Origin of the sequence: Pseudolysinimonas sp. (assembly GCF_044239695.1) — a bacterium.
Lineage (GTDB): Bacteria > Actinomycetota > Actinomycetes > Actinomycetales > Microbacteriaceae > Pseudolysinimonas_A.
Window position 1 is genome coordinate 1 of record NZ_JBIIAW010000077.1, and the last position, 14,760, is coordinate 14,760.

The 14,760-nt window shown below is 70.9% G+C and carries 15 protein-coding genes; 12 read left to right on the forward strand and 3 right to left on the reverse strand.

Annotated elements, in window-relative coordinates; all coding sequences use genetic code 11:
• The 4 genes from ACILQS_RS11725 to ACILQS_RS11740 form a co-directional block, all read left to right on the forward strand.
• Positions 1–775 (forward strand): FKBP-type peptidyl-prolyl cis-trans isomerase (locus tag ACILQS_RS11725; RefSeq protein WP_395640309.1); only part of this gene is annotated, 775 nt, incomplete at its 5' end.
• A 3-nt stretch (positions 776–778) separates the two neighbouring features.
• Complete coding sequence (locus ACILQS_RS11730; protein ID WP_395640310.1) at positions 779–1,876, forward strand: 1-deoxy-D-xylulose-5-phosphate reductoisomerase; 1,098 nt, start codon at positions 779–781, stop codon at positions 1,874–1,876.
• Positions 1,873–2,904 carry a DUF2330 domain-containing protein gene (locus tag ACILQS_RS11735; RefSeq protein ID WP_395640311.1) on the forward strand — a complete coding sequence of 344 codons (1,032 nt, stop codon included), beginning with the start codon at positions 1,873–1,875 and terminating at the stop codon, positions 2,902–2,904. The genes ACILQS_RS11730 and ACILQS_RS11735 overlap by 4 nt, the downstream gene beginning before the upstream one ends.
• A gap of 53 nt (positions 2,905–2,957) precedes the next feature.
• Positions 2,958–4,298 (forward strand): M50 family metallopeptidase, encoded by a 1,341-nt coding sequence (locus tag ACILQS_RS11740; protein ID WP_395640312.1) that lies wholly within the window; start codon positions 2,958–2,960, stop codon positions 4,296–4,298.
• 1 nt (position 4,299) lies between these two features.
• Here the strand turns inward: ACILQS_RS11740 and ACILQS_RS11745 are convergent, their stop codons facing one another.
• On the reverse strand, positions 4,300–5,217 hold the full coding sequence (locus ACILQS_RS11745; protein WP_395640313.1) for a LysR family transcriptional regulator: 918 nt from the start codon (positions 5,215–5,217) through the stop codon (positions 4,300–4,302).
• A 74-nt stretch (positions 5,218–5,291) separates the two neighbouring features.
• Here ACILQS_RS11745 and ACILQS_RS11750 point away from each other — a divergent pair, with 74 nt between their 5' ends.
• The 5 genes from ACILQS_RS11750 to ACILQS_RS11770 all read left to right on the forward strand — a co-directional run bounded on the left by ACILQS_RS11750 (position 5,292) and on the right by ACILQS_RS11770 (position 11,356).
• Positions 5,292–6,038, forward strand: coding sequence for a 3-hydroxybutyrate dehydrogenase (locus ACILQS_RS11750; protein WP_395640314.1), 747 nt, complete (start codon positions 5,292–5,294; stop codon positions 6,036–6,038).
• The gene (locus ACILQS_RS11755) at positions 6,038–6,871 is read left to right on the forward strand and encodes an alpha/beta fold hydrolase (RefSeq protein ID WP_395640315.1); all 834 of its coding nucleotides are present in this window, start codon (positions 6,038–6,040) and stop codon (positions 6,869–6,871) included. The genes ACILQS_RS11750 and ACILQS_RS11755 overlap by 1 nt, the downstream gene beginning before the upstream one ends.
• Positions 6,872–6,885: 14 nt before the next feature.
• Positions 6,886–7,947 (forward strand): alpha/beta fold hydrolase, encoded by a 1,062-nt coding sequence (locus ACILQS_RS11760; RefSeq protein ID WP_395640316.1) that lies wholly within the window; start codon positions 6,886–6,888, stop codon positions 7,945–7,947.
• Positions 7,948–7,984: 37 nt separating this feature from the next.
• On the forward strand, positions 7,985–9,136 hold the full coding sequence (gene ispG / locus ACILQS_RS11765) for a flavodoxin-dependent (E)-4-hydroxy-3-methylbut-2-enyl-diphosphate synthase (protein WP_395640317.1): 1,152 nt from the start codon (positions 7,985–7,987) through the stop codon (positions 9,134–9,136).
• Positions 9,137–9,580: 444 nt separating this feature from the next.
• The gene (locus ACILQS_RS11770; protein ID WP_395640318.1) at positions 9,581–11,356 is read left to right on the forward strand and encodes a proline--tRNA ligase; all 1,776 of its coding nucleotides are present in this window, start codon (positions 9,581–9,583) and stop codon (positions 11,354–11,356) included.
• Here the strand turns inward: ACILQS_RS11770 and ACILQS_RS11775 are convergent.
• Entirely contained in the window at positions 11,337–12,272 is a 936-nt protein-coding gene (locus tag ACILQS_RS11775) for an NAD-dependent epimerase/dehydratase family protein (RefSeq protein WP_395640319.1), read from the reverse strand. The two genes, ACILQS_RS11770 and ACILQS_RS11775, sit on opposite strands and share 20 nt — an antisense overlap.
• Positions 12,273–12,290: 18 nt before the next feature.
• Positions 12,291–13,091, reverse strand: a complete 801-nt coding sequence (locus ACILQS_RS11780; RefSeq protein ID WP_395640320.1) for an NADH:ubiquinone oxidoreductase subunit 4 (chain M) — start codon at positions 13,089–13,091, stop codon at positions 12,291–12,293.
• An 80-nt stretch (positions 13,092–13,171) separates the two neighbouring features.
• Here ACILQS_RS11780 and nusA point away from each other — a divergent pair, with 80 nt between their 5' ends.
• From nusA to ACILQS_RS11795, 3 genes are all read left to right on the forward strand, one after another.
• A complete protein-coding gene (gene nusA / locus ACILQS_RS11785) occupies positions 13,172–14,152 on the forward strand; it encodes a transcription termination factor NusA (protein ID WP_395640321.1) in 981 nt (326 codons plus the stop codon).
• A gap of 28 nt (positions 14,153–14,180) precedes the next feature.
• On the forward strand, positions 14,181–14,450 hold the full coding sequence (locus ACILQS_RS11790) for a YlxR family protein (protein ID WP_395640322.1): 270 nt from the start codon (positions 14,181–14,183) through the stop codon (positions 14,448–14,450).
• A gap of 69 nt (positions 14,451–14,519) precedes the next feature.
• A partial coding sequence (locus ACILQS_RS11795) for a translation initiation factor IF-2 N-terminal domain-containing protein (RefSeq protein ID WP_395640323.1) occupies positions 14,520–14,760 on the forward strand: 241 nt, incomplete at its 3' end.

A 14,760-nucleotide genomic window follows, 5' to 3' on the forward strand; every position in this document is an offset into this window, starting at 1 on the left:
GACGCCGGTCGTCGACTTCACCTCGCCCCTCGCCGAGGTGGACACGACCCAGGTCGCGGTCGCGATCGAGGGTGACGAGGTGGCTCCGGGCGCGAACGTGCAGGCCGCCTACCTCATGATCAACGGCACGACCGGTGAGACGGTCGACACCTACGGCTACGCCGAGGGCGAGGTGCCGATCGAATTCCGCGCCGACGTCGACGCGCTGCGAGTGGGCTTCGCGAAGGCGCTCGGCTGCGCGGGCCCGGGCACGCGGGTCGTCGCCGTCATCCCGCCGGCCGAGGGCTTCGGCGACGAGGCGGCCGATTCCGGTGTGGCCGAGGACGACGTGCTGATCTTCGTCGCCGACATCATCGCCGACCTCAGCCCTGTGGAATGGGTCACCGATGTGCCCGAGATCGGCGGCACCGACGACGCGCCGACCGTGACGCTGCCGGACGCGGCTCCCAAGACCGACCTCGAGATCGCGGTGCTCAGCGAGGGCGACGGGGATGTCGTCGGCCCGGCCGACTCCGTCTCCGTGCACTACCTCGGCACCGCGTGGGAGACCGGCGAGATCTTCGACCAGAGCTACACCCGCGGCGAGCCCTCGACGTTCTCGGTGCAGGGCGTCGTCGCGGGCTTCCGCGACGCGCTGATCGGCCAGAAGGTCGGCTCGCGGCTGATCGTGACGATGCCGCCCTCCCTCGGGTACGGCGAGGAGGGCACCAGCACCGACGAACTCGCGGGGAAGACGCTGGTCTTCCTCATCGACATCGTGGCGATCGCGGGCTGACGCGTGAGCCCGCGTCGGGTCATCGTCCTCGGGTCGACCGGTTCGGTCGGCACCCAGGCGCTCGAGGTGATCGCGGCGAACCCCGACCTGTTCGAGGTGGTCGGTCTGGCCGCCGGATCCGACCGCATCACCCTCGAGGCGCAGGGCGCGGCGACCGGGGTCGCTCGCTTGGCGCTCGGGGCCGACGAGGCCGTGCAGCTCGTGCGCGACACCCCGGCGGATGTCGTCCTCAACGCGATCACCGGATCGGTGGGGCTCGGGCCGACGCTTGCCGCGCTCGAAGTCGGTGCGACGCTCGCGCTCGCCAACAAGGAGAGCCTCATCGTCGGCGGCGACCTGGTCACCGCGGCGGCGGCTCCCGGCCAGATCGTCCCCGTCGACTCGGAGCACTCGGCGATCGCGCAGGCGCTGCGGTCGGGGACGGCGGGCGAGGTGCGTCGCCTCGTGCTCACGGCATCCGGCGGACCGTTCCGCGGCCGTGCCCGTGGCGACCTCGCGCGGGTGACCCCCGCCGAGGCGCTCGCCCATCCCACCTGGGACATGGGGCTGATGGTGACGACGAACTCGGCGACCCTCGTCAACAAGGGGCTCGAGGTCATCGAAGCCCATCTGCTGTTCGACGTGCCCTACGCGCGGATCGACGTCGTCGTGCACCCGCAGTCGATCGTGCACTCCATGGTGGAGTTCACCGACGGCTCGACGATCGCCCAGGCGAGCCCGCCCGACATGCGCCTGCCGATCTCGCTCGGCCTGGGCTGGCCCGATCGCGTGCCCGGGGTCGGTCGTCCCCTGGACTGGTCGGCGGCGCAGTCCTGGACCTTCGAGCCGCTCGACGAGGTGGCCTTCCCGTCGGTCGCCCTCGCCAAGCGCGTGGGGTCCGCCCGCGAGACCTACCCGGCGGTCTTCAACGCCGCCAACGAGCAGGCGGTCGCCGCGTTCCACGCGGGACGGATCGGCTACCTCGGCATCGTCGAGACGATCGAGCGGGTCGTCGACGCCCACGATCCCGCCGCGCACCGGGAGGGCGGGATGACGCTCGCCGGCGTCCTCGACGCCGAACGTTGGGCCCGAGCCACGGCGGATGCCATCCTGGCGGGGTGACCTCCCCCGTTCGACGCCGTCGCGGCATCCGTCTCGCGGGCGCACTCGCCCTCGCCGCGGGTTTCGCGGTCGCGCCGGTCGCCCCGGCAGCTGCCTGCGCCTGCGGCGGCGTCGCGCCGCTCCCGGGCTCGGAGGTCGCGGTCGGCGAAGAGCATGCGATCATCTCCTGGCGCGACGGCGTCGAGCAGATCGACCTGCTGCTCGCCGTGCTCAGCAGCGATTCCGAGGCGGGACTCGTCTTCCCGACGCCGTCCCCCGCGACCGTGTCGCTCGGCGCCCGTGAAGACTTCGCGGCGATCGACCGCGTCACCACCCCTCGACGAGTCGAGGAGTACGACTGGTGGACGTTCCGGGGGATGGGGGACGGGTCGACGGCCGGGGCGCCGCCCGAGGTGCTGGATGTCGTCCAGCTCGGCCCGATCGAGGCGACGACGCTCGCGGCCTCCGACACCGCCGGGCTCGAGACCTGGCTCGCCGAACACGACTACGAGCTGTCGCCGGCGGTCACCGAGTTGCTGGGCGGATACGTCGACCGCGGCTGGTTCTTCGTCGCGCTGAAGCTCACCGGTGACGCACCGCTCGACGGGGGCCTGGACCCGTTGCGCTTCACCTTCGAGACCGACGAGCTGGTCTATCCGCTCGAGCTCTCGCGCGCGGCGACCGAGCCGCAGACTCTGCGGCTCTTCGTCTTCGCCGATCACCGCCAGCGCGTGTCGTTCGTCGGTGCGGGATCGCCCGCGACGTCCTTCACCTCCTGGGCGGCTCCGGTCGTCGGCACCGAGGTGGAATCCTTCGGCGCCTACCTCACGGTGCTCGAGCTCTTCTTCTCGGAGCCGGAGAGTCAGATCCTCGGCGATCTGACCTTCGCCGACACGCTGACCGACGACACGGCGGGGACGCAGTACACCGTCGTCGTCCCCGTCGCGCTGCTCGGCATCCCGCTCGGCTGGCTCGTGAGCGGGTTCGTCGTCGTCGGGATCGTCGGGACGCTGCTCGTCGTGACGGCGGTGGGGGCGAAGCGCTCCTGACGCGCACCGGCCGCTGGGGCGCTTTCCAAGAATGGCTGCCGTACTCTGACCGGGTGGAATCCGCGCTGCTCTATCTCCTCGGCGTGGTCATCGTCCTGGTGGGCTTGATGATCTCGATCGGACTGCACGAGGTCGGGCATCTCGTCCCCGCCAAGTTGTTCGGCGTGCGGGTCGGTCAGTACATGATCGGCTTCGGCCCGACGGTCTTCTCCAAGCAGGTCGGCGAGACCCAGTACGGGCTCAAGGCGATCCCGCTGGGCGGCTACATCTCGATGGCGGGGATGTTCCCGCCGGCGCGTCCGGGGGCGAAGCCGCGCACGGCATCCACCGGGTTCTTCGACACCCTCGTGCAGGATGCTCGCACGTCCGCCCACGAGGGCATCCCGGCGGGGGAGGAGCACCGGGTGTTCTATCGGCTGCCCGTGCTCAAGCGCATCGTCATCATGCTCGGCGGCCCGTTCATGAACCTCGTGCTGGCGTTCGTGTTCTTCGCGATCGTGCTGGTCGGGTTCGGGGTGCCGCAGATCTCGACGACGATCGGCGGCGTCAACGAGTGCATCGTGCCCGCGGGCAGCGGCCAGACGGAGTGCACCGCCGACGACCCCGCGTCGCCGGCGGCCGAGGCCGGTCTGCGCCCGGGCGACCGCATCCTCTCGCTCGACGGGGTGGCGATCACCGACTACGCGGACTCGTCGGCGATCATCACCGCATCGGCCGGCGAGCCGCTCGACGTCGTCGTGCTGCGCGACGGCGCGGAGCAGACCCTCGAGGTCACGCCCCTGTTGACGCCGCGTCCGGTCGTCGGCGACGACGGACAGTACGTGCTCGACGCGGACGGGGCGTACGTCACCCGCGACGTCGGCTTCATCGGCATCGAATACGCCACCCAGACGGTGCAGCAGCCGATCACGGCGGTCCCGGGCTACGTCCTGGATGCCGCCGGCCGGATCGGGTACTCGATCATCACCCTCCCCGGCCGGGTCTACGACCTCGGGGTCTCCACCTTCGGGGGCACGGAGCGCGACCCCGAGGGCATCGTCGGCGTCGTCGGGATCGGCCGGCTCGCCGGGGAGATCACGAGCCTCGACACGCTCCCGGTCGCCGACCGTGCGTCGAGCCTGCTCGGGCTGCTCGGCGGGCTCAACCTCGCGCTCTTCTTGTTCAACCTCGTCCCGCTGCTGCCCCTCGATGGCGGGCACGTGGCCGGGGCGCTCTGGGAAGGGCTCCGGCGGGGGGTCGCGCGCCTGTTCAAGCGCCCCGATCCGGGCCCGGTGGATGTCGCGCGCCTCATCCCGCTCACGATGGCGATCTCCGGCATCCTCGCGGTACTCACGGTCTTCGTGATCTTCTCCGACATCGTCAACCCGATCGACCTGTTCCCCGACGCTCCCTGAGTCACCCGCGCACGCCGAGCAGGGCCGCGCGCACCTCGGCGACCCGCTCCCGCAGGGCGCGCACGTAGGCGGTCACGACCGGTTGCCGCAGGGCGTCCGGCCGGGCGACGAGCCAGTACGGCAGCCGGCGCTCGATCGCGTCGGGCAGCACGCGTTCGAGGTCGGGATGCCGGTCGGCGAGGAAGGCCGGGAGCAGCCCGAAGCCGGCACCCGCCCGGGTGGCTTCGACGTGCACGTACACGTTCGTGCTCGTCACGGCGTCGGTCATGGCGGGGATGATGTGGCGCGCGTCGTCGAGCACGTCGACTTGCAGCATCGACTCGATGAAGTAGACCAGGGGAGCGCCGGCGAGGTCGCCGAGGGTGCGGGGCGCGCCGCGCTCGGCGAGAAGATCGCGGGAGGCGTACAGTCCGAGCGCGTACTCCCCGAGCTGCATCGCTTCCGCGCGGCGCACCTCCGGGCGGCCGACGACGACTTCGAGATCGGCACCGATCCGCTGCTGCGATGCCTGCCGGGTCACGGCGACGACCTCGAGCGAGACGGCGGGATGCCGGCGGCGCAGCGCCGCCATCGCCGGGGCGGCGATGAATCCGCTGAACCCGTCGGTCGCCGAGAGGCGGATGAGCCCGGAGAGCTCCGAGCGCGGGTCGGGAGCGGCCACCCCGCCGAGCGCCGCTTCGACGGCCTCGGCGGCGCCGGCGGCACGCTCGCCGAGCGGGGTGAGGGTCCACCCCGCATCGCCGCGGCGCATCACCCGTCCGCCGAGTGCGGCCTCGAGGGCGGAGATGCGCCGCGCGACGGTCGTGTGGTTGATGCCCAGGCGGTGGGCCGCGGTCGTGAACCGGCCCGTGCGGGCGACCGCGAGCAGCACGAGCAGGTCGTCGGCGCTCGGGCCGAGTGGCGAAGTCTGCGCATCCATATCTGCAACATTGCATCATCTGAGCCGTTCTGTCGGCCGAGAGTCTGCGTTAGCGTGCACTCGGGAGGCCGACGATGGCAGAACTCGACGGGCGCCGAGCACTCGTGACGGGTGCCGCGAGCGGCATCGGCGCGGCGACCGCACGCGCCCTCGCCGCGCGCGGCGCGATCGTGACGATCGCCGACCTCGACGCCGACGGGGCCGCCCGCCTCGCGGACGAACTCGGCGGCACGGCGTGGACCGTCGACCTCTCCGATCTGGACGCGCTGGAGAATCTCTCCCTCGACGCCGACATCCTCGTCAACAACGCCGGCATCCAGACCGTCGCGCCGATCGTCGACTTCGAACCGGCGCGGTTCCGGCTGATGCTCGATCTCATGGTCACCGCCCCGTTCCTGCTGGCCCGCGCCGTCCTGCCCGGGATGTACCGGCGCGGTTGGGGACGGGTCGTCAACATCAGCTCGGTGCACGGCATCCGGGCGAGCCCGTTCAAGAGCGCCTACGTCACGGCGAAGCACGGGCTCGAGGGCTTCTCGAAGGTCGTCGCGCTCGAGGGGGCCACGCACGGCGTCACGAGCAACTGCGTCGACCCGGGCTACGTGCGCACGCCGCTCGTCGAGAAGCAGATCGCCGACCAGGCGCGGGTGCACGGCATCCCGGAATCCGAGGTGATCCAGACCGTGATGCTCGCCGAGGCCGCGATCAAGCGGCTCGTCGAGCCCGAGGAGGTCGGCGAACTCGTCGCCTGGCTGTGCGGCCCCCATTCCGGCATGATCACCGGCACCTCGCAGCTGATGGACGGCGGCTGGAGCGCGCGGTGATGAACGACTCAGCGAGGCAGACGGCGATGGATGTCGGCGACGGCGAACTCTCGGTCACCGAGTTCGGTCCCGCCGATGCACCCGCCGTGCTGCTCGTGCACGGGATCACCTCGAGTTCGCGCGCCTGGCTCGCCGTCACCCGGCACCTGCCCGGGCTCCGGCTCATCGCGCCCGACCTGCGCGGTCGGGGACGCAGCAGTCGCCTCCCGCCGTCGACCGGGCTGCGTCACCACGCCGCAGATCTCGCTCGCGTGCTCGACGATCTGGGGGTGGGCCCGATCCCCGTCGTCGGACATTCGATGGGCGCGTTCGTCGCGGTCGCGCTCGCGGCGGCCCGGCCGGATGCCGTGGCCTCGCTCGTGCTCGTCGACGGCGGCCTTCCGCTCGAGCGTCCCGTCGGCGACGTGCTCGGTCCGATCACCGCGCGGCTCGCCCGAGAGTTCGCCGGCTTCGACGAGGCCCGCGCGTTCTGGCACGCGCATCCCGCGTTCGCCGGACGGGAGGTGCCCGACCTCGACGCCTACTCCGACTACGACCTCGTGGGCGAGCCGCCGCACCTGCGCCCGGCGGCGACGCCCGAGGCGATCGCCGCCGATGCTCTCGACCTCTACGGACCGGACTGGTACCTCGAGGCACTCCGCGGTCTCCCCGGAGAGGTGCCGTTGCTCCGGGCCCCGCGCGGTCTGGTCGACGAGCCCGGCGGCCTCTATCCCGAGCTGCCCCGGAATCCGGTTCCCGCCGTCACGGTCACCGACGTGCCGGACTGCAACCACTACACGATCGTCATGACCGACCCGGGGGCCGGCATCGTCGCCCGCTCCATCACCCCCTGAAACGAAGGAAGAACATGCCCACCACCCTCCTCGACGGCGTCGTCGCGCACTCCGTCACCACCCCCCGGCTCACCGCCAACGTGCTCGAGCGCCCCGCCGCGGGCCAGGCATCGCGCACCGTCGTGTTCGTGCACGGCAACGTCTCGTCGTCGTCGTTCTACCAGCCGACGATGCTGGCGCTCCCGGCCGACGTGCGGGCGCTCGCGGTCGACCTGCGCGGCTTCGGCGACAGCGAGACGCTGCCCGTCGACGCGACCCGCGGGCTGCGCGACTTCGCCGACGACGTGCTGAGCGTGCTCGACGCGCTCGGTCTCGACGCCGTGCACCTCGTCGGCTGGAGCATGGGCGGAGGCGTCGTGTCGACGATCCTGCTCGACGCCCCCGAGCGGGTGCTCAGCCTGACCCTCGAAGCGCCGGTGTCGCCGTACGGCTTCGGCGGCACGCACGGGCCCGACGGAGCGCGCAACGATACCGATGGCGCGGGCACCGGCGGCGGGGGAGCGAACCCCGACTTCGTCGCCCGACTCGAGGCGGGAGATGCCGACGGCGTGGAGCAGACCTCGCCGCGCGGCGTGTTCCGGGCGGCGTACACCGCGAAGCCGGAGGAGCAGTCCGAGCTCGAAGACCTGTGGGTCGCCTCGATGCTGACGACGAAGACCGGGGTCGACAACTACCCGGGCGACTCGGTCGCCTCCGCCAACTGGCCCGGCTTCGCCGCCGGCACCCGCGGAGTGCTCAACACGATGGCACCGCAGTACTTCGACGTCTCGGGCATCGTCGACCTCGCGGTGAAGCCGCCGATCCTCTGGATCCACGGTGAGAAGGACGCGATCGTGTCCGACGCGTCGTTCTTCGACCTCAACATGCTCGGCCAGGTCGGCGTCATCCCGGGCTGGCCGGGAGCCGACGTCGCCCCGCCGCAGCCGATGAAGGTGCAGACCCGCGCCGTGCTCGACCGCTACCGGGCCAACGGGGGTGCCTACACCGAGGTCGCGCTGCCCGAGGCGGGCCACGCGCCGCACCTCGACGAGGCCGGCACGTTCGTCGCGGAACTCGTGCGGCACATCGGCGCCTGAGCCGGTGGAGGGCGGGCCTGCGACCTAAACTGGGTCCGTGCCCGCCCTGAACATCGGAATGCCCAAGTCGGCGCCCGAAGTCCTCGCTCCCCGCCGCAAGAGCCGCCAGATCAAGGTCGGCAAGGTGCTCGTCGGCGGTGACGCCCCGGTGAGCGTGCAGTCGATGTGCACGACGCCGACCACGAACATCAACGCGACCCTCCAGCAGATCGCCGAGCTCACCGCCTCGGGCTGCGACATCGTGCGCGTGGCGGTCCCGTCGCAGGACGACGCCGACGTGCTGCACATCATCGCCAAGAAGTCGCAGATCCCGGTGATCGCCGACATCCACTTCCAGCCCAAGTACGTCTTCCAGGCGATCGACGCCGGCTGTGCCGCGGTGCGCGTCAACCCCGGGAACATCCGCAAGTTCGACGACCAGGTCGGCGCGATCGCGAAGGCGGCGAAGGATGCCGGCGTGAGCCTGCGGATCGGCGTCAACGCCGGGTCGCTCGATCCCCGCCTGCTCGAGAAGTACGGCAAGGCGACCCCCGAAGCGCTCGCCGAGAGCGCGATCTGGGAGGCGAGCCTCTTCGAGGAGCACGACTTCCACGACTTCAAGATCTCGGTGAAGCACAACGACCCGATCGTGATGGTGAAGGCCTACCGGCTGCTCGCCGCGGCGGGCGATTGGCCGCTGCACCTCGGCGTGACCGAGGCCGGCCCCGCGTTCCAGGGCACGATCAAGAGCGCGACGGCGTTCGGCATCCTGCTGTCGGAGGGGATCGGCGACACCATCCGCGTCTCGCTGTCGGCTCCGCCGGCCGAAGAGGTGAAGGTCGGGCTGCAGATCCTGCAGTCGCTCAACCTGCGCGAGCGCAAGCTCGAGATCGTCTCCTGCCCGTCCTGCGGACGCGCGCAGGTGGATGTCTACAGCCTCGCCGAAGACGTCACCGAAGGGCTCAAGGGGCTCACGGTGCCGATGCGGGTGGCCGTCATGGGCTGCGTCGTCAACGGCCCCGGCGAGGCGCGCGAAGCCGACCTCGGCGTCGCCTCCGGCAACGGCAAGGGCCAGATCTTCGTCAAGGGCGAGGTCGTGAAGACGGTCCCCGAGGCGGAGATCGTGGCGACCCTCATCGCCGAGGCGCAACGTCTCGCCGCCGAGATGCCTCCGGGCGAGCTCGGCAGCCCCGAGGTCGTCACGGTCTGAGCGCGCCGCGAGGCCCGAGTACCGATATTCGCTTTTCCGTATCACTTCGCCGAGAGGCACCCGCTGTGGGGGTGACTGGCGGGTGAACGCGGAGCTACCCTGACCCTCACGCGTCGGGATGCGGACCCCGAGGTGGCGACCGAGGGGGTCAGGCGATGGGGTGGGATGTTCCTTCGCGATCTCGGTCGCTGGGCCCGCCGTCGCCGTCCGCGCGCAGGACCTCCGCCCTCGTTCGGGCCGGCTGTCTCGGGGAGTTCAGAGCCCCGCTGCCGGGAGGGTGGAGAGCGAGGGTCGCGGCCGTCCCGGCCCCCCCGTGACAGCGGTCGCGGCTCTCGTGCCCGAAAGGTCTCGGGCGCTTCGGACGGGTGTTGCGCTCCTCGCCCGCGGCGCTCGAGGCCACCCGGGCGAACTCCCTCCGCTGAGCGAGTAACTACAGTGGAGGTCGTGTCCACGCGCCTCTCCCAGCTCTTCGTCCGCACGCTGCGCGAAGACCCCGTCGACGCCGAGGCGGTCAGCCACAAGCTGCTCGTCCGCGCCGGCTACATCCGCCGTCAGGCGCCCGGCATCTTCTCCTGGCTGCCGCTGGGGCTGAAGGTGCGCCGCAAGGTCGAGGCCGTCATCCGCGACGAGATGGAGCGCGCCGGCGCGCAGGAGGTTCTGTTCCCCGCGCTCCTGCCGCGGGAGCCCTACGAGGCGACCGGCCGCTGGGAGGAGTACGGCGACGGCATCTTCCGGCTCAAGGACCGCAAGGGCGCCGACTACCTGCTCGCCCCGACGCACGAGGAGGTCTTCACGCTGCTCGTGAAGGACCTCTACTCGTCGTACAAGGACCTGCCGCTGTCGATCTACCAGATCCAGGACAAGTACCGCGACGAGGCCCGACCCCGCGCCGGACTCTTGCGCGGCCGCGAGTTCTCGATGAAGGACGCCTACTCGTTCGACTACACCGACGCGGGCCTCGAGGCGTCGTACCAGGCGCAGCGCGACGCCTACGAGCGCATCTTCACCCGCCTCGGTCTCGACTACGTCATCGTGCAGGCGGATGCCGGCGCCATGGGCGGCTCGCGGTCCGAGGAGTTCCTGCACCCGACGCCGATCGGCGAGGACACCTTCGTCCGCAGCGCCGGCGGGTACGCCGCGAACGTCGAGGCCTACACCACGCTCGTGCCGCAGCTGGATGTCGACGTCGCCACGTTGCCCGAACCCCGGGTGCTGCCGTCGCCGGGTTCGGCCACCATCCAGACTCTCGTCGACCTGGCCAACGCCGAGCATCCCAAGCCCGGTCACGCCTGGACCGCCGCCGACACCCTCAAGAACGTCGTGCTCGCCCTCACTCACCTCGACGGGTCCCGCGAGATCGTCGTCGTCGGGCTCCCCGGCGATCGCGAGGTGGATCTCAAGCGCGCCGAGGTGGCGTTCGCCCCGGCCGAGGTCGAGCCCGCGACCGAAGCCGACTTCGCGAAGAACCCCCTGCTCGTCAAGGGCTACATCGGTCCGTGGTCGGCGCTGGGCCCCGTGCTCGGCGAGGAGTCGGCCACGAACATCCGGTACCTCCTCGATCCCCGCGTCGTCGACGGGTCCGACTGGATCACCGGTGCCAACGAGGACGAGAAGCACGTCTTCGGCCTCGTCGCCGGACGCGACTTCTCCGGCGACGGCGTCGTCGAGGTGGCCGCGGTGCGCGCCGGCGACCCCGCCCCCGACGGCTCAGGTCCGGTCGAACTCGCGCGCGGCATGGAGATCGGACATGTGTTCCAGCTCGGCCGCAAGTACGCCGAGGCGCTCGACCTCAAAGTGCTCGACGAGAACGGCAAGCTGGTGACCGTCACGATGGGCTCCTACGGCATCGGGGTGACCCGCATCCTCGCCGCCATCGCCGAGACGACCGCCGACGACAAGGGTCTGCTCTGGCCGAAGGAGATCGCGCCGTTCGACGTGCACGTCATCGCGACGGGCCGGGAGGATGTCGTCTTCGAGGTCGCGTCGCAGCTGGTGGACGATCTCGAGGCAGCGGGTCAGGACGTGCTCTACGACGACCGGCCGAAGGTGTCGCCCGGGGTGAAGTTCGGCGACGCCGAGCTGCTCGGCGTGCCGACGATCGTCATCGTCGGACGCGGTGCCGCCGACGGTCTCGTCGAGCTGTGGGACCGGCGCTCCAACGTCCGCACCGAGGTGCGCGTCTCGGAGCTCGTCGCCGAGGTCACCGCCCCCGACGCGTGATGCTCCGGTAGGAGGCGAGCGTCGTCTCGAGCGCATCCTCCCACGGCGTCGCGCCGACTGCGAGCAGCGCCGACGTCTCCGTCGCGTCGATCACGAAGGGCGCGTCGCGGAACTGATAACTCGACGCCGCGACCTCGCGCAGGAACGGGCTGAACACCCCCAGCGCCGACAGCAGCGCCGACGGGTAGCCGACGACCCGGGAGGGCAGGCCGGTGCGAGTGCCCACCTCCTCCGCGATCCCGACCCGGGTGCGCGCGTGGCTCGGCACGTGCCAGACCCGGCTCCACGGTCCGTCGTGGTCCGAGGCTGCGACGAGGGCGCTCACGATGTCCGGCAGGTAGCTCCAGCTGTGGAGCTGCGCGGGGTCGCCGACGACCATCGCCGTCTTCCCGGCGAGGAGCGGACCGAAGAACCTCTCGCCGAGTTGAGCGGTGGCTCCCGCCCCCGCGCCGAAGTAGTCGCTTGCGCGCACCTCGACGGCGCGGATCGCGCCGCTCTCCGAGGCGCCGCGCAGTGCGGCCCAGCCGGCCTTGCGCACGAGACCCTTGCGCTCGCTCGTGGTCTCGACGGAGTCCTCGGTCATCGGCGCCGTCACACGCCCGTAGGGATACAGGTTGCCCATCGCGACGAGGGCGGCCCCGCTGCGTCGGGCGGCGTCGATGACGGCGGCGAAGATCGGCGGCCAGGCGCGCGGCCAATCCTGATAGGGCGGGTTGGTGCACAGGAAGATCGTCGCCGCCCCGTCCGCGGCGCGTGCCACGGCATCCGGATCCGCCGCGTCGAGCCGCACCGCGGCGGCGCCGGCGACGGTCGCGCCCGAGCGGGTGGCGATGCGCACGTCGTCGCCGCGCTCGATCAGGCGGTGGACGAGAGGTCGGCCGATCTCACCGGCGCCGAGGACGAGTTGGATGCTCACGCCCTCATCCTCGCGCGCTCACAGCCCGAGGTCGGCGCGGATGCGCTCCCGGATCGCGGCGAGCTCGGGGTACTCGTCGAAGAACTGGAGCTTCTGCGCGACGACGCCCGATCCCTCCGCCGACTCCTCGAGCACGTAGGTCATGAACGACTCGGCCACGTCCTCCACCAGGTTCGTCGCGGCGTAGTCGCTGACGAAGTCGTCCTCGTGCGCGAGGTAGAACTCGTAGGCGACATCCTCGTCGTCGTTGTCGACGGCCGGAGCGTCATCGTAGCCCGCCCAGAACCGATCCCGGAAGCCGGCGATCGCCGAGTCGGGGGCGGGGCAGCCCTCCGCCATCTCCTCCTCGGGCGCGCAGGTTCCGGCCTCGTCGAACTCGTCGGTGGACAGGGTGAGGATGTGGGCGTACTCGTGGATGAGGGTGGCGACCAGGAGATCGCGGTCCTCGGCGGTGGCGAGGTTGGCCGCGAGGATCCAGTAGTCGGGGTCCTCGTCCTGGTAGACGTAGGCGAGGGTGTCGCTGTCGGGCGCGTCGCCCACCCGGTACTGCAGCAACACCTCGGCCGCGAAGTCGGGGGTCGCGATCTCGCGGAACAGGTCCCACACCTCGAGGGTGGTTCCCGTCGCCTCGGGGGAGAGCGAGCCGTCCTCGAGCACGTCGTAGATCTCCACGGTGCCGAAGTCGTCGTCCTCCTCCACCGCGGGGGCGTCGGCATCCGAGTACTCGGACGCGTCGTCGACGGACGACCCGAGGATCGAGCATCCGGAGAGCAGAAGGGACGACGTGAGCAGCACGGCAAGGAGTGGGAGGCGGGGCATTCACCCAGGCTAGGGCTCGGCTAAGCTCGACCGATGCCCCCGAGTCGGGGGCGACAAGCTGAATAGCGGAGGCCCCCGGCATGGACATCGACCTCACCGTGCTCCGGATGATGGAGCGTGAACGCGAGATCCCGTTCGAGGAACTCGTCACGATCATCGAGCAGGCGATCCTCACGGCCTACCTCAAGCACACCGAACGGGATGCCGACTCGGGAGCCCGCACCGAGCTCGACCGCAAGACCGGGCACGTCACGATCTACGTGCCGGAGCTCGACGACGACGGCGAGGTCGTCGGGGAGTCGGTCGACAACCCGGAGGACTTCGGCCGGATCGCGGCGTTCGCGGCGAAGCAGGTCATCAACCAGCGGCTGCGCGACATCGGCGACGACAAGGTGCTCGGCGAGTTCCGCAACCGCGAGGGCGACATCGTCGCCGGCGTCATCCAGCAGGGTCCCAACCCGCGGATGATCCACGTCGACCTCGGCACCGTCGAGGCGATCCTGCCGCCGGAGGAGCAGGTGCCGGGCGAGGACTACGCGCACGGCTCCCGCATCCGCGTCTACGTCACGAGCGTGAGCAAGGGCCTCAAGGGCCCGTCGATCACGGTGAGCCGCACGCATCCGGGCCTCGTGCGGCGCCTGTTCGCGCTCGAGGTGCCGGAGATCGCCTCGGGCGTCGTGGAGATCGCGAGCCTCGCGCGCGAGGCCGGCCACCGCACGAAGATCGCGGTGCGGGCGACCGAGCCGGGGATCAACGCGAAGGGTGCCTGCATCGGCGAGCTCGGGTCGCGGGTGCGCGCCGTGACCGCGGAGCTCAACGGCGAGAAGATCGACATCGTCGACTGGTCCGACGACATCGCCGCCTTCGTCGCGAGCGCGCTGTCGCCGGCGAAAGTGTCGAGTGCGTTCGTCGTCGACGAGGCCACGAAGGCCGTCCGCGCGCTCGTGCCCGACTATCAGCTCTCGCTCGCGATCGGCAAAGAGGGCCAGAACGCCCGCCTCGCCGCGAAGCTCACGGGAGCCCGCATCGACATCCAACCCGACTCCGTGATGGAGTCCTGAAAGCCGCGCACGCACGAACGGGGGTAGGATGGAAGCCGTTCGAACCTGCCTGGGTTGCCGGCAGCGTGCTCCCCGACCTTCACTTCTGAGAGTCGTCGCGCGCGACGGGCGAGCAGTGGCCGATGTCACCGCCTCGCTTCCGGGTAGGGGGGCGTGGCTGCATCCAGACCCTGGATGCCTCCAGGCCGCGGTTCAACGCAAGGCCTTCAGCCGCGCGTTGCGCACCGTGATCACCGCGGAATCCCTCCGCGACATGTCAGACCTTCAGAAATGGATTGATCTGCACATGGACAACTAATGAGCGACTCGAAATGAGTTTCCTCACCCTTTGACGTCCGCCCTGCCTGGGTGGACCCCAGACAGGAGAATTGTGGCCAACCCACGAGTTCACGAAGTCGCCGCCGAACTCGGCATCGACTCGAAGATCGCACTCGACAAGCTCAAGGACATGGGCGAATTCGTCAAGTCCGCGTCGAGCAGCATCGCCCCGCCGGTCGCCCGGCGACTGAAGACGGCCCTCGAAGCCGACGGGCACAAGGCGCCCGCCACTCCGGCCGCGCCGCCGAAGGCTCCCGTCGCCGCGAAGCCGGGCCCGAAGCCCGCCGCCG